Below are 23,166 nucleotides of genomic sequence, written 5' to 3' on the forward strand. Positions count from 1 at the left end.
GCGTCCGCATGCTTCAATAGCGCTTCAATAGCGCTTCAATATCGTCTCCATCTTCCGGATACATGCTGATGCCGATACTTGGTGTGATAAAGATTTCGATATGGTCTAACGTAATCGATTCGGACATGCTCGTGATGATTCGCTGCGCAATTTCACCAACTTCTTTGTGTGTGACATCTGTGAGAAAGATGGCGAACTCATCTCCGCCGAGTCGAGAAACAGAATCCCCTTTTCGCAAACACCCGATGAGACGATTGGCTACTGCTTGTAAAAGGACATCCCCTATGGAGTGACCCAGCGTATCATTGATGTTTTTAAATCGATCCAAATCGATGAACATGACGCCGATGTTCTCATCTTTTTGTTTTGCTTTGAGCATCGCCTCTGCCAGCTTTTCATGAAAAAGCGTTCGATTAGGCAGATTGGTTAAGGAATCGTAATGGGCCATGTAGCGAATCGTTTCTTCCGCCTTTTTTCTCTCGGTGATGTCAATCATGGAGCCTACCATCTCCACGATCTCCCCATTTTCCTCAATAGGTGACAACGTAATGTAATAATCATTTCCGGATAGTTTCAGTTCGAAGGTAACGGGCTCGCCAGCAAACGCTCTGCGAAAATAGCTTTCCATATGCTCTGCTACCTCATAAGGAAAGATTTCATACGACGTTTTTCTCAGCATCCTCTCAGAAGTTAGCCCGAGCTCTTCCGCCATTTTCCCTTCACACAAGGTATAGGTGATGTTCCCTTTCGGATCTGTCACGATCTTGAACACACAGTTTTGCAAGTTTTGGACCGTCCTGCGAAAATCGTTCTGCAATGCTTCTGCCAAAGCTGCCTCTGCTTCAATGCGGTCGGTAATATCCGTACGGATCGAAACATATTGATACGGAACTCCCCGGTCGTCTAGAAATGGCACGATGGTCGTATTCATCCAGTATTCATTGCCGTTTTTGGCGCGATTCTTCACTTCGCCCTTCCAAACACGTCCTTGCTTGATCGTTTCCCACATCAATTTAAAAAACGACTTGGAATGATAGCGAGAGTTAATGACCCGATGTGTATTTCCAACTAATTCATCCACTTCGTATCTGGAGATTTCACAAAACTTGTCATTTACATAGGTAATGACGCCTTTGTCGTCTGTAATCGCTACAATCGAAGATTCATCCAGTGCATTTTTGATATCGTGCAAGTCCTTCATCGTCTTTGATAGAGACTCTTCCATCTGCTTGCGTTTCGTGATGTCCGTCCCAATTGCCACGTACTGATAAAGGAATCCACTGTCGTTCATGAACGGCACTAGCGTCATGCTAAGCCAATATTCCGTACCGTCCTTTGCCCGATTTTTCATCTCGCCTTTCCATACTTTTCCTCTCGGCTGATGGTATCCCATAGAGATTTAAAATAGTCTCGCGGATGGAAACCGGAATCGACGATGTTATGGTTTTCACCGATTAATTCCTCTCTACTGAACTTGGATATTTCGCAGAAGTTGTGATTGACGTAGGTGATGATTCCTTTTTCATCTGTGATCGAAATAACAGATGACTCTTCCAATGCAGATAATGCATACTTTACCTCTCTGATTTGATTAAACACATGGCACCCCCGCCTGTTCTCGCCTTACAATTGAAACTTACGGATGGAATGCTGCAGCTCTTCTGCCATTTCGGCGAGTGTACTGGAAGCGGTTGTAATCTGTTCCATAGAAGCTGTTTGTTCTTGTACAGAAGCAACTACGCTTTGTGTGTTTTCCGCTGCCATCCTTGAAACATGCGCAATTCCCTCTATAAATTCCACTACGGAAACAGTTCCGTTATTGGCTTCATTGATTTGTCCTGACATTTCTTGTGTTCTTTTCGAGACTTCGTCTACTACACCCAAGATTTTGTAGAAGGCAACTCCAGCTTGTTCGATCATGATGACTCCTTCTTTAACAGCTACGTCCCCTTGACTCATGACGTGAATCGCCTTTTCCGTATCTCTTTGAATATCTCCGATGATGGAAGCGATCTGCGAAGCTGCTTGCGCGGATTGTTCTGCTAATTTGCGAACTTCATCTGCTACGACTGCGAATCCTCTTCCCTGTTCTCCCGCTCTCGCCGCTTCAATCGCTGCGTTTAACGCCAATAAATTCGTTTGACTCGCGATTTCCGTAATAATCGAAATGATGGAACCAACTTCTTTTGATTTTTCACCGAGCATATTGACCACTTCGGTAGAAGAGCTCACTCTTTGATTAATCTCATTCATTTGTTCGATTGATTTGGCAACCACTTCATTGCCTTCAGTTGCTGTTTTGTTCGCTTCAACGGATGAGCTGATCGCATGATCCATGCTCATTGATACTTGCTGCATGACTTGCGAGATGCTCACGGCAATCTGTGTGGCATTCTCCGCATCATTTACTTGCTGTTCAGCACCTGCTGCAATATCTTGGATCGATTGGGATACGTTCTCTGCTGTCTGGCGTGTTAATTCGGAGCTGGCTGTCAATTCCTCGGAGGAGGCGGCTACTTGTTGTGAATGGAAGGAGACTCGTTCTAATAAATCTTGCAGATTGTGCTTCATTTGGGAAAAATGGCGGGCTAGTTCACCGATTTCGTCGCGATTCTTGATTTGAATATCTGTTGATGCCAAGTTCCCTGCAGCAATTTGTTCTGCTGCATGCGTGATCAGTAAAACGGGACGAGAAATGGCACGTCCAATCATGAGGGCAATACCTACTCCTGTGAGAAGAGCAAGTAAGCTAAGCAAGATAACCAGGAGCTTCGTAGAGTGAATATTGCTATCCAGCTCGGCAATATCTTGTTCCAACAGTTTCTGTTCGAGAGCAACAAATTCTTGGGCTTTTTGTATAAACAATTCGCCGACTGGCGTACATTCATCTCTGACCAAGCGCGTGTACTCTTCTACTTTGTTTTGTTGCTTTAACGCTACAACCCGGTCAATAATTTCCTCGTGTTGGGCATGTAGCTCGTTCATCTCTGTTACAAGTTTTTCCCCTTCAGAATTCATACCCATTTTGGATAGTTCGGAAGTAAGCTCTTTATAGCTGTCATTTGCCTTCGTATACCCCGCCAGATAACTGTCATCGCCTACAATGACGTATCCTCGTGCATACTTTTGTCGTTCACTGACACTTGCAATAATGTCCTTGGATAGCATCTCCTTGTTAATTCGGTCTTCGATCATTGTCCGATAACGAGAATCGATGGATGCAATCTGAGAATAACCAATGCCTGCGACTGCCACTAAAAGTAATAACACTGCCAAAAATCCTAAAAAAAGCTTTTTCCTTACCGTCAACTTCATAATAGTTGTTTCCTCCATCGAAATTCTACGAAATATTCCTGCATTCTGTGAAATATGTAAGTTATTTAATAATCCCTTTCTCTTATGTAACGGCATTTTCTATAGGTCTTTTGAACTTTTTTATCATACAACATCGTTCTGTAACATTTATAGAATTCTTTTCGACAATGAAAAAGCCCCGACTGCCAAGGCGGACGAGGCTTACTTATACATTTATGCGGCTACTTTTTCTTACATGGCTTATCGTTTTGGCGCCCGAAAACCTGCTTGCTGCGCTTCTTCCTCCGTCGCAAACCACACCTCCGCTTTTGTTTGCTCGTAGCTAGCGGAGCCTGGAACGTGATAGATTTTCTCGCCTTTGCTGTTGATATTGCCCTTGATGGTTTTGCCTTCAGGTGGCGCGGTGTCAGCCGCCGTATTGTCCTTGGACTGTTTTTGGGGCTTGGCTTTTTCCTTAGGAGCCTCTGCCTGCTGCCCTTCTAAAGCCCACAGCCCGCGATTCTGCTCTCGTGCTTCCCGCTCCGCTGCCAGGAACAGTTCTGCTTGAGCTACATTCGGTGGGATCGTCATGATCCGGGCGTAGCCGTCACGAACGAGCTTTTCATTGACAAAGGTGCCGTCTTCCAAATATACGTAAGCAAGCAAACGCTTGTACTTGTCATAAGGCTCAACATCGAACTTCAGCTTGACCTTTTTGCCAGTTAAAAGCTCCTTGGAGTAATTGCTCGCTTCTTTTCCATACGGTTCGACCGGATGGTTGGGTTTTACTGTCTCTGGGGTATCTACGCCAATCATACGGACTTTTTCCCCGCTGTCCAACTCAAATGTATCGCCATCAACCACTCGTTTGATCACAGCATCTATCTCGCCGTTAGCTTCTGGCTGACCGGACGATCCACATGCCGATAGCAAAAGAACCAGTGCGAGCAGAAATACGGTTAATCGTTTCATAGACTTCCTTCTCCTCTTCTACGTTGCATTGTTTTCCAGCCTAGTGGATTTACCAACCCAGGTCAATAGGAGAGAAAAGCAGTCCGTTTTTTCCTAACGAAAAAAACGACCTTCACGCAAGGTCGTTTTGTCTATACGTCCAGATTTTAGTCACGATCGGCGCTAAACAAGAACAACAGGACGACCACGACAATAATAATCCATATAAATTCCTCGTTTTCGCGATCAAAAAAACCATCGAACAGACCCATGGCGGAGTCCTCCTTTCCTTCTCGCTACAGCCTATGCAAAAGGCTAGACGCGTGCCAGTAGTTGGAAGAGCCCAAAAGTAAAATGCGTGTTCAAAAGTCGACTTTTTGAAAAAACGTTTCAGGAATGAATTACTTACAAGTAGACAAGATCAAATGCGTATAGGTACCTAGCTGTTTTACTTCGTTCGTAAAACCAAGATTGGCAAGCTCCTGTAGCAATCGGGAGCGATCGGCATAACAGCGATCCTGAATATCTGCTATCACTCTCGTATGACCTGCCTCCCTTAGGGTGTCAAGATGAGCTTGTCTATGCGCCTGATCCTCAAACATTAAATCGGCAATGACCAACCGTCCCCCTGGTTTTAACACACGGCGACATTCCGCCAAGGCAAGCTGCTTCTGATCATCCGTCAAATGGTGCAAGGCGTAACTCGTAGCCACAAAGTCAAATCGATTTTCTAAAAATGGAAATGCGAAAAAGGTTCCCAGCTTCGTCTCGACCTCTGGGTGTTTCGCTCTGCATTGCTTCAGCATTTGCGGAGATTGGTCGAACCCGCTCATCCTGGCTCCTTTTTTCACGAGACGCCCTGCGAGGTTTCCTGTACCCGTTCCGGCATCCAGACCGCACTCTCCTGATTTAACCGCAACAGTCGCAACAACCTCATCCAGCACGTTTTCGTATGATTCATGACCATTCCCGCCATGTACCCATTCGTCATAGCGGTCCGCCCATTCATTAAAATTCCATCGATCCACCCAGTTATCCCGTGTCTGCTTCAATCGCTTGTTCGCTTCTGCCAATGTAAACAGCTCGCCTGGATCAATCGATTCTCTACCCTTTATCCGTTCAATCATCGCTTCTGTCGTTTGGATGACCTTGCTCATTTCTACCCATCTTGTATACATAAACGAACGCTGCAGCTCTAAATAATGGAGAAGACTGCCTTCCTGATCTTTCATTTGAATCAGGAGCTCTCGAATGTCTTCTACCGCCATCCCGACCTCGCGCAGTGTCATGATGGTTTGCAGCCTCCAGACATCTTCCTCTGTGAACTGGCGATACCCGGACGCATCTGCTTTCGATGGCTTGATCAGCCCTTTTTCTTCATAATATCGAATTGCACGTGGGGTTATTTGCAAGCGATGGGCCATGTCTTTGATTTGCATGGAACTCTCTCCCTGTATCATTCTTTTTCTATCATAAACCTTGACGCAGCGTGAATGTACAGAACGAATGAAAAAAAGCTGCCGGTTTCATTCCGACAGCTCGTTTCTATCTTATTAATGTGTCGCCGGCTCAGAAATTTGCTGGAGAGCGTCACTCGCCTCATCTTGGTGGAATTGACGAACAGCCATATCTGCCAACGCCACAATTCCGACCAGCTTGCCTTTCTCGACAACAGGCAATCGACGAATTTGATGCTGGGCCATGATCTTGGCTGCTTCATCGACAGTCGTTCCTGGTTGCCCAAGAATAATGTCCCGTGTCATGACGACCTCGGTGGCAGCCGATCCCTCATGCTTTTCAGCCAAACCGCGAATGACGATATCACGGTCCGTAATAATCCCGATCACATCATCTTTTTCATCCACAACCGGAATGACCCCTACATTCCAATCGCGCATTTTGCAAGCCACTTCATACACATTATCCTTAAGCGTCACAGTAGCGACATCTTTTGTCATTATTTCGCGCAGTGTGCGATTTTCCAGCTTCGCCATTTCATTCTCCTCCTTTTGCTAATCAACGATTGTAGTTTGTCCTCTCCCCTATCGTTTCATGCGCAAGAAAGAGTATGATATATTGCGCTTCTTCCAAAAACAGACTATGATTAATAAGTGAATATCTCACCCATTTTTAGGAGGAAAAAGAATGGTCATTAAGGACACGGGAATTGGCACGAAAGAAGTCTTTTTCGCCGATCTGGAGCACTACATGAGCGAACTCGGCTTTGATCGCGGCGCTTGGGATTACAAGCATGCTACATACGATTATAAAATCCACGATAAAGGCAATGTCTTCTACCTGCGTATCGAAGCGAACGTGACAGAAGGCAAACTTGAGGATACGCACGCCGTCCTGAAGCTCGAAGATCCTTATATGGGCAAACATCTTTTCCCACACGGTCTGGATTACGATTACCCAATGCCAGACTCCGTTGTAAAAACAGCGAAATTGAAGCTGCAATTGCTGGGAGAAAAGCTGTCCTCACACTAAAAAATGAAATGGCACGGTGTACAGAGAGGAATCCCCTCTCTGTTTCACGTAGAGGGGGGTATTTTTATGAAGACGAGGGGCGTACCTGACTTTTTGCTCCTGTTTTTGACCGCCCTACTTGTTGGGTTTGGCATAACCATGGTGCTCAGCTCCAGCTCCATTTTCGCGTTGACGAGCTTTACAAGCGGCGGCTGTAAATATTGTGGCGGGGATGAGCTCTATTTCGTAAAACGACAATCCATTTTCTTACTGGTGGGTGTCTTTGGAATGCTGGTCGCCATGAACATTCCCTTCTCCTTTTATAAAAGGAATTTCTTATTAATTGCGCTGGTCAGCTTCTTTTCCTTGCTCCTGGTGCTCATACCGGGGATCGGCCATGAAAATAACGGAGCTCAATCTTGGTTTAAGTTCGGTTCAGTTACCATTCAGCCTGCAGAGTTTGCCAAGCTTGGCCTCATCCTGTACTTGGCAGCAATCATCTCCAAAAAAGGGAACGGGATACTGAAGCTCAAATCTGGTTTAATGCCACCACTGATGGTAACGGGAATGTTTTTTATGCTGATCGTCGTCCAACCCGACCTCGGTTCTGCCGCCATCTTGCTCGGTTGCGCTTTGATCGTCATGATCTGTGGCGGTGCCAAAATCCGTCACCTCTTCGGACTTGGTGCCCCTGTTGTGACTGTTGCCTTATTGGCATACATCACAGCGAAGCCACATGCCTTGAACCGGATCTACTCCTTTCTCAACCCGTGGAGTGATACAGATGGCACTGGCTACCACATTATTCAATCCTGGATTGCCATTGCACATGGCGGTCTGACTGGGACAGGCTTTGGAAAAAGCATTCAAAAGTATTTGTATTTGCCAGAGATGCATACTGATTTTATTTTCGCGATCCTGACAGAAGAGCTTGGTTTTATCGGTGCCTCTGTGTTCCTCTTGATCTACTTGCTTTTCCTGCTGCGCGGCATCCATATTTGTCTGCGCGTAAAAGACACCTTTGCCAGTCTGGCAGGAATCGGTGTTGTCAGTATGTTCGCCATTCAGGCGATCCTAAACATTGGCGGAGTAACGGGTTTGATTCCATTGACAGGTGTACCATTGCCGTTTATCAGTTATGGTGGTTCCTCCTTACTCGTATGTCTGCTCGCCACTGGCTTTTTGCTCAGTATATCGCGGGAAGTCAGTCGCCAGAAGGTAGAAGAGCAATTACAAAAACAGCCATATGCCATGTAAGAAACAAATATAAGGGATACCGGATGCTTCCAGTATCCCTTTTTTCTTACTCATTTCGAAGGAGTTCGATTGTTTCCACCCGTACATTCACGGCTTCCACATAAAGACCTGTTAATGTTTCCACCGCTTCTTTTACTTTTTCCTGTAGGACGTGACAGACGTGATGGATCTGCGCCCCATAACGGACGGAGACACGCATGTCAATGGTGACTCTGTCTTCTATTACGGAAACGGTAATGCCTTTCGCGCCGCCATTCAGCTTTTTCGCCAAATCTTGATAGATTCCGCCTGAACGAACTGTGACTTCCATCACTTCTTCTACAGCAACTCCAGCAATGATCGCGATCACCTGATCTGCTACTCTGATTTCGCCAAGCCCATCAGCCATCAGGTCGCCCTCCTCTTCGCCCGTTTCGCACTTCCCCCACTGGTTTCATTTGCCTTTTCTTTCATTATAAACAAATCATGCTTGGGCTTGGAAGGAAATTTGTTTTTTTCTCTCCGTTAGTGTCGGAGACGTGCAATGAATGTCAACGAGTGTCAACTGATCTGCAGCAAGCACCTCCCGCAATACCGACTCCAGGGTATGTACCTCTTTGACAACCTTGCCACTGATTCCGCAAGCATTCGCCAATTGTTGAAAATCTGGATTACGCAATTTCACTCCAAAAGGGATCAAGCCCGCCTGACTCATTTTGACCTCTTCCAATCCTAATGTCCCATTGTTCACTACGAGAATCACAATCGGAAGTTGGAGCTCGGCCGCTGTCATAAGTTCTGCCAGATTCATTTGCAATCCCCCATCCCCAGCGACGCAGACGACCTGCTTCTCAGGATAGGTGAGCTTTGCAGCCACAGCCGCAGGCAACCCAAATCCCATCGTTCGCCACTTCCCGGAAAAGAGTGGGGTCTGTTTTTTCCCACGGAACGCTCGATTAAACCAGATCGTGTGCTCACCCGTATCTAGGACGATAATCGCATCTTCATTGACCACGCCCCCAAGCGTATGCATCAAGGTTTGTGGTTTTACTTGTTCACTCGCTTGTTGAATGACTGCTTGCTCTGTCTCCCTGCCAAACTCTCCATGCCACCTCTTGATCTGTTCCTGCCACGCATCGTCCTGTCTACGCGATTGCAAGCGTCTCATCCAGATCGGCAGAACATCGTCCAATTCAGCCGTGACGGACTGGAGGTAGGGATGTGCATGTATCGATCCAGGCTGATGATCTACTTGAATGACGGACAGTTTTTTTGGCAAAAAAGCGCGAGGGAACCAGCTCGCTCCCAAAATCAGCAACAAATCAGCTTCCACTAAGGCATGTAAAGCTGTTTCGCTGCCCCCCTCTCCCCATCCGCCGATCACCAGTGGATGAGATTCATCTACCGCCCCTTTTGCTCCTAGCGACAGGAACACGCCTGCCCCTAGCTGTTCCGCTAGCTTGACACACGAATCCGCCAACTTGCGGGCACCGATACCAAGTAGTATGAGAGGCTTTTGCGCTTTCGCAACCTGCTCACAAGCGAGCTCGATCTCCATTCGATCAGGATAAATGGCATGTGGAATGCGTGGAAGTGCTGGAAGGACAGCATCTGAAGTCGATTGCGTAAAGACGTCCTTGCAAATGGAGAGATGTGTCACTCCTTTTTGCTGCATAGCTGTGACAAATGCTTTGTGCAAAACACTTTGGATGGCATCTGGATGCGTAATCGTCGTCGAATAAAAACTGATGGGCCGTATCATGTCTTCTTGTGAGATAAACTGCTTGTACGCGCCACCCAGCTTGTATGTCTCCACTTGACCTGTAATTGCAAGGACAGGTGCGCGATCTGTATGCGCATCTGCAAGTCCATTCAGCAAATTCACAAAACCCGGCCCCATCGTCGCGGTACAAACAGCCGGAATTCCCGTCAGTTTTGCTTCCGCACTTGCCATCATAGCCGCAGCAGATTCATGCTTGCAGGCAATGTATTGAATGTCGGATTGCTTCGCGATCTGATCCAGCCAGGCAAAGATACCGTCACCTGCCACCCCGTATATTCGTTTTACTCCCCATCTGATCAGTTGTTCCGTCAAAAATTGCGCGACCTGCATCAAAATCTTCCCCTTCCAGAACTAAAGTGGAAATACATTACTCGTAGTCTACGCATTCTCCAATATTTTACTAAGGCCAAAATGACGGAAGTTGGAGAACCTAACAATAATCAACTGATATTCAAATCCATACCCGAAGGAGGGTAAGAAATGAAACAGCCTGTCAAATGGCTGCTAGCTGTAGTAGTATTCGCACTTCTGGTTACGACTGCGGTTATGGTATCTCCGTTGCACTCAGATGCATTCAGTAAGCAGATCGTCAAAGTAGGGGCAGAAGGCTCAGACGTGCGTGAAATGCAGTATCGCTTGAAGCACCTTGGATTTTATACAGGAAAAGTAGACGGCGTATTCGGGTGGCGTTCATATTGGGCGTTGCGTAACTTTCAGTATGAGTTTGGTATGACCGTAGATGGTGTCCTCGGCGCGCAAACGAAAGTAAAACTGTACAACGCAACGAAAAATTATAAGCCTACTGCTTCTGATCTCGGGGTTCCACAAACCGCAACACCTGCACCGTCGAAGCCTATTACGCCTTCTAAACCTACGTATCACGCAGCTGGAGTATCAGAGAACGACCTGCGCTTGATGGCGAATGCCGTGTACGGAGAATCGCGTGGAGAGCCTTACATTGGCCAAGTAGCAGTTGCTGCTGTTATTCTGAACCGGACGAAGAACGCATCCTTTCCCAATACACCAGCGGGCGTTATCTTCGAACCTCGTGCCTTTACAGCTGTTGCAGATGGTCAGATTTGGCTGGCACCGAACGAGCAGGCAAAAAAAGCAGTGAATGATGCGCTTAAAGGATGGGACCCAACAGGCGGAGCCATTTATTATTTCAACCCGGATACAGCTACATCCGGTTGGATTTGGAGCCGCCCTCAAATCAAAAAGATCGGCAGACACATTTTTTGCCGCTAGCATTCCATAAAAAAACAGGCACAACAGTAAGCTGCGTGCCTGTTTTCCTTTTTCGAGTTTCATTTCGAACGTTGTGATTGCATGTGCTGTGCCATTTTGACGAAACGCTCTTCCGGTTCTGTGGTCCCGCAAACTCCACATTGTATCATGTAGTTCTCACCTTTGTACGGCTGGTGAAACATATCGAGCTGTTCTTGATGGAGTTCCGCTACGACTTCACCTGACTGTGGGTCCAGTCTAATATAGCGAGGGGTCTGCTCGATGACAGTGAACCTCATCCGATTCGATTTACATGTCGGGCACAACAAAGGCTGGGTCATAAAAAAAAACACCTCACTTTTCTTGTTCATGGTTAGTTTTGTCCAGAACAGGAACTCTATACCTATGAGGTTTTAGGGATGAGTAAAAACTGCTGAGGTGATGATATGAACTTGAGACTCTTTTTCTCATTAGTAGGCGGGAGCATGCTGTTAGCTCTTTACGCCCACTATTTTTCCGGAAATGAAATGCTCCAATTCGTCACGGCTTCACTTGCCATCATTTTTTTGGCGGCTTGGCTCGGAAAATCGACAGAGAGCGTCGCCCATTATGCTGGGGACCGAATCGGCGGCTTTCTTAACGCTACCTTCGGAAATGCCGCAGAACTCATTATTGCTTTTTTCCTGGTGAAAGAAGGCTTGTTCGATATGGTCAAGGCCTCTATTACGGGTGCGATCATCGGAAATATGCTGTTGGTTCTTGGCTTGAGCACCTTACTGGGCGGTCTCAAGTACAAGGAACAAACCTTCAATAGCAGACTGGCAAGTCACAATGCTTCCCTGATGACACTCGCAATCGTCGCTTTGTTTATACCGGCAGTTTTCATGTTCGATCTGCCTATGATCAGGGTGGAGATCATCAGCATCGTTATCGCCAGCCTGCTCATTATTGCCTACATTTTGTGGCTTATCTTCTCGATGATTACCCACAGCGATTTTTTATCGGATATCGAGCCGCAAGAAAGTGATGCGGTATGGTCAAAGGGTGTCTCTCTCTTAATGCTTGCTGTATCCACTTTTTTCGTGGCCGTTGTCTCGGAATGGCTGGTAGAGGGTGTACAGCATGTCTCTGAATCGTTAGGGTGGTCGGAGTTATTCGTCGGTGCTTTTGTCATTGCGATCATCGGGAATGCCGCAGAGCACAGCGCTGCCTTGCTTTTGGCACTAAAAGGACGCATCGGTGCAGCAGTCGAGATCGCGATCGGCTCCAGCCTACAGATTGCCTTGTTCGTAGCCCCTACTCTCGTCATCATCAGTCTTTTGCTAGGCAATCCAATGGACATTGTGTTCACTACCTTTGAATTGGCTGCGATCGGAGTTGCTACCTTTATTACGATTTCCATCACACGGGATGGCGCTACGAACTGGTTTGAAGGCGTACTTCTGTTGACGGTGTATATTATTTTGGGTACGGTCTTTTTCTTCGCGTAGGGTGCAGGAACAAAACAAAGGCTCCGCCATCCTCTGTGGCGAAGCCTTTCGTTGTTTTACCAGATACCCAGCATTTGCAGGAAAACTGCCAGAATCGCGATAGGTGCTACATATTTAATCAGGAGAAGCCAAATGATAAACAGGCGTTTGCCCAGAGAAGTATGCACCCCCAGCTCGTTTATCAAGGTCTCGCGCTTCATTTTCAAAGGAACGAAGATCGAAATGAGCAGCGCTCCAAGCGGCATCAAGATATTGCTGACCAAAAAGTCCATCGCATCAAAGATAGACTTGCCGAACAGCGTAACCTCGCTCCATACGCCGAATGACAAAGCCGATGGTACACCGACGATAAAAATCAACAGACCAATCACCCAAGCGAGACGTTTGCGTTTCTTTTCATCTCCTTTTGCAAGAGAAGCAACGATAATTTCTAGCATGGAAAAAGCCGAAGTCAATGTAGCGAAAAGGAAAAGCGCCAAAAAGATTAACAGAAAAATGCTACCGAAGGCAATTTGTTCAAACACGGAAGGCAGTACGATAAACAGTAAGCCCGGCCCCGCTGTTGGTTCTACTCCAAGGGAGAAGACTGCTGGGAAAATCGCCAAACCGGCAAACAGCGATACGAGCAGATTCAAACTGACAATCGATCCAGCAGAACGAACCAGACTTTCGTTTTTGGCAAGATACGAGCTGTACGTAACCATGACGGACACCCCGACGCTCAGCGCGAAAAAGGATTGCCCCAATGCGTATAAGATCGATTCAGCACTCAGCTTGGAAAAATCAGGACGTAGAAAGAAGGAAACGCCATCCATCGCCCCATCCAACGTCAAGGAACGAACCATCAATACCATGAATAAAAGGAACAAACCAGGCATCATGTACTTGTTAGCGGACTCAATTCCACTCTGTACGCCTCTCGCGACTACCCACGCCGTAATGAGCATGAAAACCAACTGGGCAACTACTGCACTAACAGGATCACCGATAATGTCACCAAACACTTTGTCATAAGCTGGCCCTTGCAATTGACCAGTAAACCCACGAAGAAGATAACTAAGAATCCAGCCTCCTACCACACTGTAAAAGGACAAGAGCAAGAAGCAAGTGATCACCCCAAGGCGACCGATCCAATGCCAGAGTGACCCCGGTGCAATGGTTTTATACGCACTAATCGCCTCTTTTTGAGTACTGCGTCCGATTGTGAATTCTCCTAGCAACAACGGAAGACCAATTACTAGCGTAAAGATGATGAATAGCAGAAAGAATGCTCCACCACCGCTCGTTCCAACCATATAAGGAAATTTCCAAATGGCCCCCAGTCCAATCGCTGAGCCTGCCGCTGCCAAGATGAAGCCGAGCCTGCTCGTCCATTGTTCGGCTTGTTTCATAGTTTTCACCCTCCAAAGATCTTCTTTTTATGCTCAAAAATGGATACAAAAAAACCCGCCCCAAAAAGGGACGAGTTACTTATTTCTCGCGGTACCACCCTACTTAGACATCCCCTATTGGCGATGCCTCGCTTCGTCATTGATAACGGGTATGACCCGGACACTCCTACTGGCGGCGCCTGCGTTCAGAGGTCAGCTCAAGAGTGAATTCAACGGGGCTTACATCAGGCTGCTCTCAGTCTATGGCAGCCTTCCCTGTCATGCAGCAGGTCCGTTTACTAGTCTCTTTCCTTGCTTGTTTCTATGATTCGGTTGTTGGGCGTCTTGCGAGAATAAAAAAAACCCGTCCAAAAAAGGGACGAGTTATTCGCGGTACCACCCTGATTAAGTGCACGAGATACAGATTCCCTAGGCACTTCTCTCCATCATTGATAACGGGAATGACCCGATTCCTCCTACTAGGCAAATGCCATTAAGAGGGCTGCTCAGGAGGGAATTCTACGGGGCGCGCTTCAAAGCTGCTTTCAGTCTAAGGCAGCTTCTCCCTGACAAGCGGTGATTCCGCATACTAGTCTCCGTCATTGCATTTCAAAATTAATAAAAAATTATAGAGTTTAATTTAATATAAATATACGAAATAGGCAAGTGTTTTTTCTTTCAACAAAATGAAAAGCGAGGATAATCGCCGCTCTCCTCGCCTTACTTTTGATTAAACAGTTCATGAAGATGGGCCAATTTACGTTCCAATGACCCCATAATTTCTCGACCAATGTCTTCGCTAATCAGTCCTAAGCGGACCGCGTACTCTACTTCACGAGAAAGCCCGAACATTTGGGTATCCAGCACTTCTTCATACAGTGGGCACTGCGGCATGGTCAGGTTTTCCATCTGTACGTCGATCAGCTTGTAAATTTTGTCGGCGTCTGCTTGAAGCAACGCTAGCGCTTTTTGTTCCAGATCGGGAACCTTAATTTCTGTCAAAACCTATCCCTCCGTTTGCCTCCATCCTTATCATACATAGTACGCGATTCTGGGCCATTTGAAAAGGGGAGAAGACAGATCAACTGCAAGAAGCTAAAAGATACCAAGCTTCCACTCTTTTGAAAGCAGCTCCAACAGCTTGACACCGGCTACCGAATTTCCTTTTTCATCCAAGGATGGACCGAACACGCCAATCCCCATTCGCTGTGGCACTGTTGCCATAATACCGCCGGCAACCCCACTTTTCGCGGGGATTCCTACGTCAATCGCAAACTCACCAGAGGCATTGTACATCCCACAAGTCACCATGAAAGTCTTGCAGATTCGCGCTACTTCTTCTGGAATCACTCTCTCACCTGTATTCACGAGAATTCCGTCTGCTGCAAGCACCATCCCTAGTGTCGCTACTTCCTTCGCTGTCACTTCTATCGAGCAATGGCGAAAATACAGATCAAGCGTCTCTTCTACATCCGTTTCCAGAATGCCGCTGTCCTTTAGAAACCAAGCGAGGGCACGATTGCGATCAGCCGTTTTCTTTTCAGAACAATAAACAGCTTGATTAATAGAAAGATGAGGATTCCCCGTCATTTTCCGCATCAAAGCCATCACAGCATCTAGCCGCTCGTCCACGTTGGCACCGCGAATCATGCCCGCAACCGCAATGGCTCCTGCATTGATCATCGGGTTCAGTGGTTTATGGGATTCGGTCGTCTCCAGCTTAATAATCGAATTAAACGGGTCTCCAGTTGGTTCTTTCCCCACATGCCGAAACACGTATTCCTTTCCGTTCTGGCATAAGGCGACGATCAGAGAGAAAATCTTGGAGATACTTTGCATCGAAAAAGGCACGTCTGCATCCCCAGTAGAAAGGATCGTCCCATCGGGCAAGCATACAGCCACTCCCAATTGATGTGAATTGACTTTTGCCAATTCAGGGATGTAGGACGCTACACTCCCCTTGTTTGTATACGCAAGTGACTGGTTGCGTACTTGCTCCAATTGTTTGGACGCTTGTTTCAAATCCATCGAAAAACCCCTCAGTCTATTACGTCGATGTATATAGATTCGATTGTAGATTTCTACATGAGACATGTCAAATTATCCCTACTTCTGCATGGCGTGCTCCAATCGTTCCATCGCTTCGACTAGAATCGATCTCGGGCAAGCAAAATTGATTCGCATGAACCCTGCACCATCCTGTCCAAACGTTGTACCATCGTGCAAACCGAGCTTTGCATCCTCACGAATGAGCTTGTTCAACTCCGCCTGACTATGTCCTAGCTGTCTAAAATCCATCCACCCCAAGTATGTCGCTTCCGGAAGTGCCATGGATACCCCAGGAATACGAGTCAATAAAAACTCATGCACATAGGCTGCATTCTTACGTAAGTAGATCAACAGTTCTTCCAGCCATGCTTCTCCATGTTGGTAGGCAGCAATCGTTGCTTCCATTCCAAATAGATTCAGATTCTCGTAGCCCATTTTGGATGCCGTGATAGAAAAGTTCCGCAATAACTGCTGATTTTCTGTCATCAAATAGGAAGTATACAGACCGGCCAAATTAAACGTTTTGGCGGCTGATAGGAAGGTCACACTCTGGTTGGCCAATTCCGGTGCCAGCGAGTAGTAAGGCGTATGAACATTTGGCTCATAGACCAAATCCGAATGAATCTCATCGGCAACCACAATCACGCCATTTTCTACACACAATCTTCCCAAGCGCTCCAGCTCTTCTCTGGTCCATACTCGCCCGATTGGATTATGGGGTGTGCAGAGTAGCAAGAGCTTCACCCGCGGGTCGCTCAGCTTTTGTGTGAGGTCATCCCAATTCATTTCATAACGCCCGTCACGCTCCAAGAGTGGGCTGGTAACGACGTGACGTCCGCGATTTTCGACTGCATGATAAAAAGGGTGGTACACAGGCGTCTGGATCAAAACACCATCTCCCGGGGCTGTAAAAGCCTCTACGGCTACGTGTATGCCAGGAACGACCCCAGGTATACCTGTCATCCAGCTCACTTCTACCTCTACACCAAATCGCTTGTGTATCCACTCTTTCAAGCTCTGAAAAAGGGCATTTGACTTCAACGTGTATCCGTATATCGGGTGACTCGCGCGTTTGATCAGTGCCTCTGTGATTTCAGGAGCGCAAGCAAAATCCATATCCGCCACCCAGAGCGGAAGCATTCCTTCACCGTTTACTTTTGGATTCTGAATCTCCCATTTGACACTATCTGTCCCTCTGCGCTCGATGCGCTGATCAAAATCGTACACTTTCGTTTCCTCCCTTATTCCCTTCACATGCTTACACACAGCATAAACCGTCTTTTTCCAATTGTCCAAGCTTCAGGTGTACGAAAAAAAGAGCCGCCCAGTGAGCGGCTCTCTTCTTACTCTCAATAGATTAACGAGCGTATATGCCAGGACCAAATGGGAGGTCAAGGTAGTACCATAATGTCAATTGCAAGATCCAAACGACGAGGAAAACGATTGCAAATGGGGTCATGGTAGAGAAAATCGTTCCCATTCCCGCATTCTTATTATACTTCTGATAGAACGCCAGGAAGAGCGGGATGTACGGATTCACAGGTGAGATCGTATTGGTTGCAGAGTCCGCAATTCGATAAGCGGCCTGGATAAATGCCGGATTGTAATCCAACAGCATCAGCATTGGCATGAATACAGGTGCAAGGATCGCCCACAGTGCTGAACCACTCGTGATAAACAAGCTACAGATACCAGTGAAGAGTGTAAAGGCAATAATGATCGGCAAGCCAGTCAAGCCCATGTTTGTCATGAATTCTGCACCATTGACAGCCATCAAAATACCAATGTTGCTCCAGTTAAAGAACGCGATGAACTGTGCTGCTGTAAACGCTAACACAATAAAGCCGGACATATCCTTGATTGCTTCGGACATGTAATGCGGAATGTCCTTCGATGTTTTAATCAATCCCATTGCTCTACCATACACAAACGATACGGTCACAAAGAACAACAGGATGATGGGAATGATCCCTTTCAAAAACGGTGATGTCAAGAAGTCACCTGTCTTTGGATCGCGCAACAGTGAACCTTCTGGAACGACCAGCAATGCTACAATCACCACGAAAATCAGCGCTGCGATACCCGATTTGCGCAGTGCTTTGTTTTCTTTCGGAGTTACTGCTTCGAATTGTACATTTCGATCGCCGTGATACGTGCCAAGACGTGGTTCGATAATTTTATCGGTAATCCATCCTCCAAAGAAAGCGAGGATAACAACGGAAGCTGACATGAAGAACCAGTTATCTACTGGCGTAACCATTGCATTCGGATCAATCGTTTTCGCTACTTCCGTACTGATCCCTGCCAAGAGAGCATCTGTACCGGCAATGAAAAAGTTCGCTGTAAAACCGGAGGATACACCAGCCATACCAGCTGCAAAACCTGCAATCGGGTGGCGCCCCATTGCCAAGAACACAAGACCGCCAAGCGGAGGAATAATAACCATGGCTGCATCAGAAGCAAGATTTCCTAAAATACCGACAAAGACAATTGCATAACTGACAACCGATGCCGGAATACCTGCCATCATTTTGCGTAGAACTGTCGTCAAAAGACCGATTTTTTCTGCCAGTCCAATTCCAAGCGTCATCGCCAGAACGAGACCAAGTGCTGGAAATTCAATAAAGTTTTTCAGCATACTTGTTAAAATCCAATGAATACCTTCGACGCTAAGCAAACTCTTAACGGCAACCTCTTCGCCTTTTGCAGGATGCATAACCGAAAAGTCCATGGCTGCGAGGATTGCAGAGACTACCATCAATACACCACACAAAATAATGAACAATACAAATGGATGCGGGAGCTTATTCCCTACCGTTTCAATCCATTTTAGGATACCTTTTTGCTTCATCAGATCTACTTGCACATTCGTGCCTTTCGCCATAGTTTCGCCCCCTTATTCGTTTGAATTCCCTGAATGTTCTTGCGGATTTGCGATCATCCTCGGGATGAATGATGTGGTCTTCCTTCTCTAGCGCTCATCGCCGTTGATGGTTCAGCGGGAGAAAGACGAAGTGAGCTTCCCTTATTTCATGAAAGCCTTTCCAAGAATCGAAAGGCTTGTACACAATGCCTTTTATCTGACCTCAACTTTTAAGTAAAAGTTCAAATATAGCAGGCAAAGTTCACTCACACATAATAACTTGCTAATATGATTATATAATCTATAAAATCCATGTCAATAATTTTTAGACTATTTTATGAAATTTTCGCTTTTTGGATAATTGCTGTCATTTGCGAGTCTATAGTAATATAGAGATTGATTACGAATGATCACGGAGGAATGACGTATGTCTGATGTTATCGTGTTCAAAGGGGCCATTGCTTTCCCTATTACATTGGATCCAACCGTTTGGGTTTTTGATGAACGCAAATTCGATCTGAAAACATACGCGGGCGAAGATGATAGCTCGCTGGCTACACAAGCAAAGTATTTGGCTGGCACGGGGACGCAATGGGATAAGGAATTGCGCGAAGGGGCTACACTTCCTTCCGAACGAAAAAGCTTAGCCGAAGAACGTAAAGTGCTCGAAGGCGAGTACGGAATTCGTCTCGATCCCTTCATTACAAACGCTGAGCCCCTACCAGAGGTGACTCATGTCCGTCTTCACCGCGAGGATCAGGAAGCGATCGTTCTTCCACTTGCAGAGGCAAGAAGAGCCATCCTCCAATTCTCCAAAGACGGCAAGCCTATTAAAGAGGATGGTCCTGTGTACTTTTATTTGCCAGAAGTGTTGCTGGCAAATGAAGCGCCAATCAAAGGAATTACCGCTTTGGAGTTTATTACGGAGCAAGTGTAAGACAAGCCACTTAAGCTAATCCTCTCTTGGATAACAAAAGCCATCCTTCTTCGAAAAAAAGAGGATGGCTTTTGCCATATGTTACGTATGTGTGATGATTTTGCTCTTAGGCGCTGAACTGCGTGATACGGATATTCCGATGCTGTAGTTCTTCGCGAAGCAATTCGATAAAAGCTGCATCTAGTTGAAGGTCGACAGCGCGATGATATACTTCTATCAACATTTGGTCACTTAAGTATTTCACCTTTGCTCACCTCCATCGCTAATATGAGCCCATTGTAACAGAAGCCTTTGTATCGAACAACCGTTCGGATATCCACAAGCATTGTGGACATCTTGTTGGTAACATGTGGGCAAATTGTGTGTAACTTATAAGTATCCAAGCATTTCCTGTGTGGATGTTTTTTTCCCTTTATCCACAGTCAGTCGAAATTTGTCGAACGAATGATGTGACTATCCTGTCATAATGACCCCTTAAGAAAGAAAGCCACCCTGTACTGGATGGCTTTTTTCGTTGCTATTATGCGTTTGCTGCTTCTGTCACGTGCAGAACTTGCTTGATGCGATCAATTGCCCAATCCAGGTCTTCTTTGCTGATGACGAGTGGCGGTGCAAAGCGAATGGTTGTCTCATGTGTTTCTTTGCACAGGAGTCCCAGTTCTTTTAGTTTTTCGCAATATGGACGAGCCGCTGTTGTCAGCTCCAAACCAATGAACAGACCACGACCGCGAATTTCCTTGATGATCGGGTTGTTGATTTCTTTCAATTTCTCCATGAAGTATGCGCCCATTTCCAGGGAGCGCTGTACAAGACCTTCGTCAGCCAGTACATCCATAGCTGCGATGGCAACTGCGCATCCGAGTGGATTTCCGCCAAAGGTAGAACCGTGAGAGCCTGGCTCAAATACGCTCAAGATTTCTTTATTTGCTGCTACTGCGGAAATCGGGAACACGCCACCACCAAGAGCTTTCCCCATGATGTACATGTCTGGTACTACATCTTCCCAATCGCTGGCAAACATTTTACCTGTGCGACCGAAGCCTGTTTGAATCTCGTCGCTGACCAAGAGTACATTGTTTGCTTTACATACCTCTTGTGCCTGCTTCAAGAAGCCCTCTTGCGGAATGATGATCCCTGCTTCGCCTTGGATCGGCTCCAGCATGAATGCTGCTGTATTCGGTGTAATCGCTTGCTTAAGCGCTTCAATATCGCCATAAGGAATGATTTTGAACCCAGGTGTGAATGGTCCGAAGCCACGTCTGTACTCTTCAGCAGAAGAGAAGGAAGTTACTGTGACAGTACGACCATGGAAGTTGCCTTCACATACGATGATTTCTGCTTGGTTCTCTGGTACTTTTTTCACGTCATAAGCCCAGCGACGAACCGCTTTGAGTGCTGTCTCTACTGCTTCTGCACCAGTGTTCATTGGCAGGATCATTTCTTTTCTTGTCACCGCAGAGAGCTTTTCGTAGAATTCACCCAGTTGGTCATTGTAAAAAGCACGGGAAGTGAGCGTTACTTTATCTGCTTGATCTTTCAGAGCTTGGATGATACGTGGATGACGATGCCCTTGGTTCAGCGCAGAATATGCACTCAGCATATCCAGATATTTATTGCCTTCCGGATCGTGTACCCATACGCCTTCTGCTTTGGAAATAACGATCGGTAGCGGATGATAGTTATGCGCACCAAATTTTTCTGTTTGTTCAATAACCACGTTTGTTTTACTCATGTCGTTAGCCTCCTTCAAGATCACTTGCTAAAATTATCTAGCAAGAACGATGCCAAATAGGAAAACCTCACAAAGTCGATCCAATCCGATCAAATGAGCAAAAAAATTTTGCACCTCGCATTCATAATCTTTTGCAGTGCATAATGTTTTTGCACTCATTCCCTTTATGCTATGATACCCTCATAAGGAAAGGCTGGTGACCACGGTGTCGTCTTCTAGGCAAAATTCTTCAGCTGACACTCTCTTGCGCATTTATGAACATATTTTGGACAGAATGAATGAAGGTGTACATGTCATCGATTCGGACGGGACAACGATTGTCTACAATTCCAAAATGACCGAGCTGGAATCGATGACCAGACAAAACGTTTTGCACAAACCTTTGGCAGAGGTTTTTCAGTTCCCGTCTGGACAGGAAAGTACCTTGCTCACATGCTTGCGTACCGGAAATAGCATTCGCAATACACGCCAAACGTATTTCAATGACAAGCAAAAAGAAATTTCAACCATCAACCATACGTACCCCATCATTGAAAATGGCAAGATCATCGGCGCAATGGAAATCGCAAATGATGTTACCAAAATGGAACGATTGATCAGAGAAAACTTGCTGCAAAAAAACGGGTCACGCTACACATTCGAGCACATTATCGGGAGAAGCGGTCCTATTCTCGATGTCATAGAGAATGCCAAACGCGCAGCACGCACCTCCTCATCCGTATTGGTCGTGGGTGAAACGGGTGCCGGGAAAGAGCTGTTCGTGCAAAGCATTCATAATGCCAGTCTGCGTGCTTCTGGTCCCCTTATTTCACAAAACTGCGCTGCGCTTCCGGATAGCCTTATCGAAGGGCTTTTGTTTGGAACTGCTCGTGGAGCATTTACTGGCGCAGTGGAGCGACCTGGATTGTTTGAGCAAGCAGAAGGCGGAACCCTTTTTCTCGACGAAATCAACTCGCTTAGTATGCCACTACAGGCAAAATTGTTGCGTGCTCTGCAAGAGAAGTCGATTAGACGTATTGGTGACACAAAGGATCGATCGATCGATGTACGAATCATTGCAGCTATTAATGAAGATCCTGTTGAGGCAATCGCCCATTCGCATTTGCGAAAAGACTTGTACTATCGCCTCGGAGTCGTCACGTTATTTCTCCCCCCGCTTCGGGAACGCAAGGAAGATATTCCGATGCTGGTCAGCCATTTTATTGAGAAATACAATGAGCTCTTCCAAATGGAGGTAAGAGGCATCAGTGACGAGGTTCTGCAATTTTTTATCCAGCATGACTGGCCTGGTAATGTGCGTGAGCTTCAACACTTGATTGAGGGGGCCATGAATCTGATGATTGACGAATCAACCATCCGCTATGAACACTTGCCCTTACACTTTTTGCGTCGTACGCCAGCCGCTTCCGTAACAATCGAGCAACCCTCCCCTCACACGTTGCCTTTTGTGGACGAAGGAAAGCCGTTAAAGGAAACCATGCAAGAATTTGAAACAGCATATATTCACCATGTTGTGGAACGCTATAACGGAAATATTTCACGAGCAGCCAAGGAATTGCAAATTAGTCGTCAAAGCTTGCAGTATCGTTTGCGTAAGCTGGGGATTAAAGGATAAGGCATACTAATATAAATGTTCTGGTTTGAGTCAACATAGTGGTGGAGAAGAAAAAGCACAGTTCTCTTCGACTCTGACACTCCGGCAAGGGAGATTCACTGTCCGTCTTTCTCACCAGCTTAATTGGTTCATCGTTACCTTCTAAAAATT

General features: G+C 46.4%; 22 protein-coding genes and 2 other annotated features. Of the genes, 6 read left to right on the forward strand and 16 right to left on the reverse strand.

Annotation, left to right across the window (positions count from 1 at the left end; genetic code table 11):
* Positions 1-13 precede the first annotated feature (13 nt).
* From C7R92_RS33380 to C7R92_RS04960, 6 genes are all read right to left on the reverse strand, one after another.
* On the reverse strand, positions 14-1,393 hold the full coding sequence (locus C7R92_RS33380; RefSeq protein WP_412679177.1) for a sensor domain-containing protein: 1,380 nt from the start codon (positions 1,391-1,393) through the stop codon (positions 14-16).
* Positions 1,348-1,599 carry a PAS domain S-box protein gene (locus C7R92_RS33385; RefSeq protein WP_279629809.1) on the reverse strand — a complete coding sequence of 84 codons (252 nt, stop codon included), beginning with the start codon at positions 1,597-1,599 and terminating at the stop codon, positions 1,348-1,350. Before C7R92_RS33385 ends, C7R92_RS33380 begins: the two co-directional genes overlap by 46 nt.
* A 24-nt stretch (positions 1,600-1,623) precedes the next feature.
* On the reverse strand, positions 1,624-3,315 hold the full coding sequence (locus tag C7R92_RS04945) for a methyl-accepting chemotaxis protein (RefSeq protein WP_106833422.1): 1,692 nt from the start codon (positions 3,313-3,315) through the stop codon (positions 1,624-1,626).
* A 240-nt stretch (positions 3,316-3,555) separates the two neighbouring features.
* Entirely contained in the window at positions 3,556-4,266 is a 711-nt protein-coding gene (locus C7R92_RS04950; RefSeq protein WP_106833423.1) for a thermonuclease family protein, read from the reverse strand.
* Positions 4,267-4,646: 380 nt separating this feature from the next.
* Positions 4,647-5,684, reverse strand: coding sequence for a MerR family transcriptional regulator (locus C7R92_RS04955; protein ID WP_106833424.1), 1,038 nt, complete (start codon positions 5,682-5,684; stop codon positions 4,647-4,649).
* A 114-nt stretch (positions 5,685-5,798) separates the two neighbouring features.
* Positions 5,799-6,239 (reverse strand): CBS domain-containing protein, encoded by a 441-nt coding sequence (locus tag C7R92_RS04960; protein ID WP_106833425.1) that lies wholly within the window; start codon positions 6,237-6,239, stop codon positions 5,799-5,801.
* A gap of 151 nt (positions 6,240-6,390) precedes the next feature.
* On the opposite strand from C7R92_RS04960, the gene C7R92_RS04965 reads away from it, so the two are divergent.
* Both C7R92_RS04965 and ftsW read left to right on the forward strand, forming a co-directional pair.
* Positions 6,391-6,735, forward strand: a complete 345-nt coding sequence (locus C7R92_RS04965) for a YugN family protein (RefSeq protein ID WP_106833426.1) — start codon at positions 6,391-6,393, stop codon at positions 6,733-6,735.
* Positions 6,736-6,801: 66 nt separating this feature from the next.
* On the forward strand, positions 6,802-7,971 hold the full coding sequence (gene ftsW, locus C7R92_RS04970) for a putative lipid II flippase FtsW (RefSeq protein WP_106833427.1): 1,170 nt from the start codon (positions 6,802-6,804) through the stop codon (positions 7,969-7,971).
* A 46-nt stretch (positions 7,972-8,017) separates the two neighbouring features.
* Here ftsW and C7R92_RS04975 read toward each other — a convergent pair whose 3' ends face one another.
* The gene (locus C7R92_RS04975) at positions 8,018-8,359 is read right to left on the reverse strand and encodes an Asp23/Gls24 family envelope stress response protein (protein WP_106833428.1); all 342 of its coding nucleotides are present in this window, start codon (positions 8,357-8,359) and stop codon (positions 8,018-8,020) included.
* Positions 8,360-8,434: 75 nt separating this feature from the next.
* Positions 8,435-10,063, reverse strand: a complete 1,629-nt coding sequence (locus C7R92_RS04980) for a thiamine pyrophosphate-binding protein (protein WP_106833429.1) — start codon at positions 10,061-10,063, stop codon at positions 8,435-8,437.
* Positions 10,064-10,213: 150 nt separating this feature from the next.
* On the opposite strand from C7R92_RS04980, the gene sleB reads away from it, so the two are divergent.
* Positions 10,214-10,981, forward strand: a complete 768-nt coding sequence (sleB, locus tag C7R92_RS04985; protein ID WP_106833430.1) for a spore cortex-lytic enzyme — start codon at positions 10,214-10,216, stop codon at positions 10,979-10,981.
* A 59-nt stretch (positions 10,982-11,040) separates the two neighbouring features.
* On the opposite strand, the gene C7R92_RS04990 is transcribed toward sleB, so the two are convergent.
* Complete coding sequence (locus tag C7R92_RS04990; protein ID WP_017247929.1) at positions 11,041-11,301, reverse strand: hypothetical protein; 261 nt, start codon at positions 11,299-11,301, stop codon at positions 11,041-11,043.
* Positions 11,302-11,406: 105 nt separating this feature from the next.
* Between C7R92_RS04990 and cax the strand changes: the two genes are divergently transcribed.
* Positions 11,407-12,450 carry a calcium/proton exchanger gene (cax, locus tag C7R92_RS04995; RefSeq protein WP_106833431.1) on the forward strand — a complete coding sequence of 348 codons (1,044 nt, stop codon included), beginning with the start codon at positions 11,407-11,409 and terminating at the stop codon, positions 12,448-12,450.
* A gap of 56 nt (positions 12,451-12,506) precedes the next feature.
* Here cax and C7R92_RS05000 read toward each other — a convergent pair whose 3' ends face one another.
* From C7R92_RS05000 to C7R92_RS05020, 5 genes are all read right to left on the reverse strand, one after another.
* A complete protein-coding gene (locus C7R92_RS05000; protein ID WP_106833432.1) occupies positions 12,507-13,841 on the reverse strand; it encodes a sodium-dependent transporter in 1,335 nt (444 codons plus the stop codon).
* 63 nt (positions 13,842-13,904) lie between these two features.
* Positions 13,905-14,142 (reverse strand) — a binding site (T-box leader).
* Between the two features lie 50 nt (positions 14,143-14,192).
* Positions 14,193-14,432 (reverse strand) — a binding site (T-box leader).
* Between the two features lie 108 nt (positions 14,433-14,540).
* Complete coding sequence (locus tag C7R92_RS05005) at positions 14,541-14,822, reverse strand: Fpa/YlaN family protein (RefSeq protein WP_007725848.1); 282 nt, start codon at positions 14,820-14,822, stop codon at positions 14,541-14,543.
* 93 nt (positions 14,823-14,915) lie between these two features.
* Complete coding sequence (glsA, locus tag C7R92_RS05010) at positions 14,916-15,848, reverse strand: glutaminase A (protein ID WP_106833433.1); 933 nt, start codon at positions 15,846-15,848, stop codon at positions 14,916-14,918.
* 78 nt (positions 15,849-15,926) lie between these two features.
* Positions 15,927-17,096 (reverse strand): MalY/PatB family protein, encoded by a 1,170-nt coding sequence (locus tag C7R92_RS05015; protein ID WP_106833434.1) that lies wholly within the window; start codon positions 17,094-17,096, stop codon positions 15,927-15,929.
* 130 nt (positions 17,097-17,226) lie between these two features.
* Complete coding sequence (locus C7R92_RS05020) at positions 17,227-18,753, reverse strand: AbgT family transporter (RefSeq protein ID WP_106833435.1); 1,527 nt, start codon at positions 18,751-18,753, stop codon at positions 17,227-17,229.
* 406 nt (positions 18,754-19,159) lie between these two features.
* On the opposite strand from C7R92_RS05020, the gene C7R92_RS05025 reads away from it, so the two are divergent.
* Entirely contained in the window at positions 19,160-19,669 is a 510-nt protein-coding gene (locus tag C7R92_RS05025; protein WP_106833436.1) for a molybdopterin-binding protein, read from the forward strand.
* Positions 19,670-19,775: 106 nt separating this feature from the next.
* Here the strand turns inward: C7R92_RS05025 and sda are convergent, their stop codons facing one another.
* Together sda and C7R92_RS05035 are read right to left on the reverse strand one after the other, a co-directional pair.
* On the reverse strand, positions 19,776-19,913 hold the full coding sequence (sda, locus tag C7R92_RS05030) for a sporulation histidine kinase inhibitor Sda (RefSeq protein ID WP_007725857.1): 138 nt from the start codon (positions 19,911-19,913) through the stop codon (positions 19,776-19,778).
* 276 nt (positions 19,914-20,189) lie between these two features.
* Positions 20,190-21,401, reverse strand: coding sequence for an ornithine--oxo-acid transaminase (locus C7R92_RS05035; protein WP_106833437.1), 1,212 nt, complete (start codon positions 21,399-21,401; stop codon positions 20,190-20,192).
* Between the two features lie 196 nt (positions 21,402-21,597).
* On the opposite strand from C7R92_RS05035, the gene C7R92_RS05040 reads away from it, so the two are divergent.
* Positions 21,598-23,016, forward strand: coding sequence for a sigma-54 interaction domain-containing protein (locus tag C7R92_RS05040; RefSeq protein ID WP_017247920.1), 1,419 nt, complete (start codon positions 21,598-21,600; stop codon positions 23,014-23,016).
* Positions 23,017-23,166 lie beyond the last annotated feature (150 nt).

The sequence above is a fragment of the Brevibacillus porteri genome (assembly GCF_003013475.1).
Classification (GTDB): domain Bacteria; phylum Bacillota; class Bacilli; order Brevibacillales; family Brevibacillaceae; genus Brevibacillus; species Brevibacillus porteri.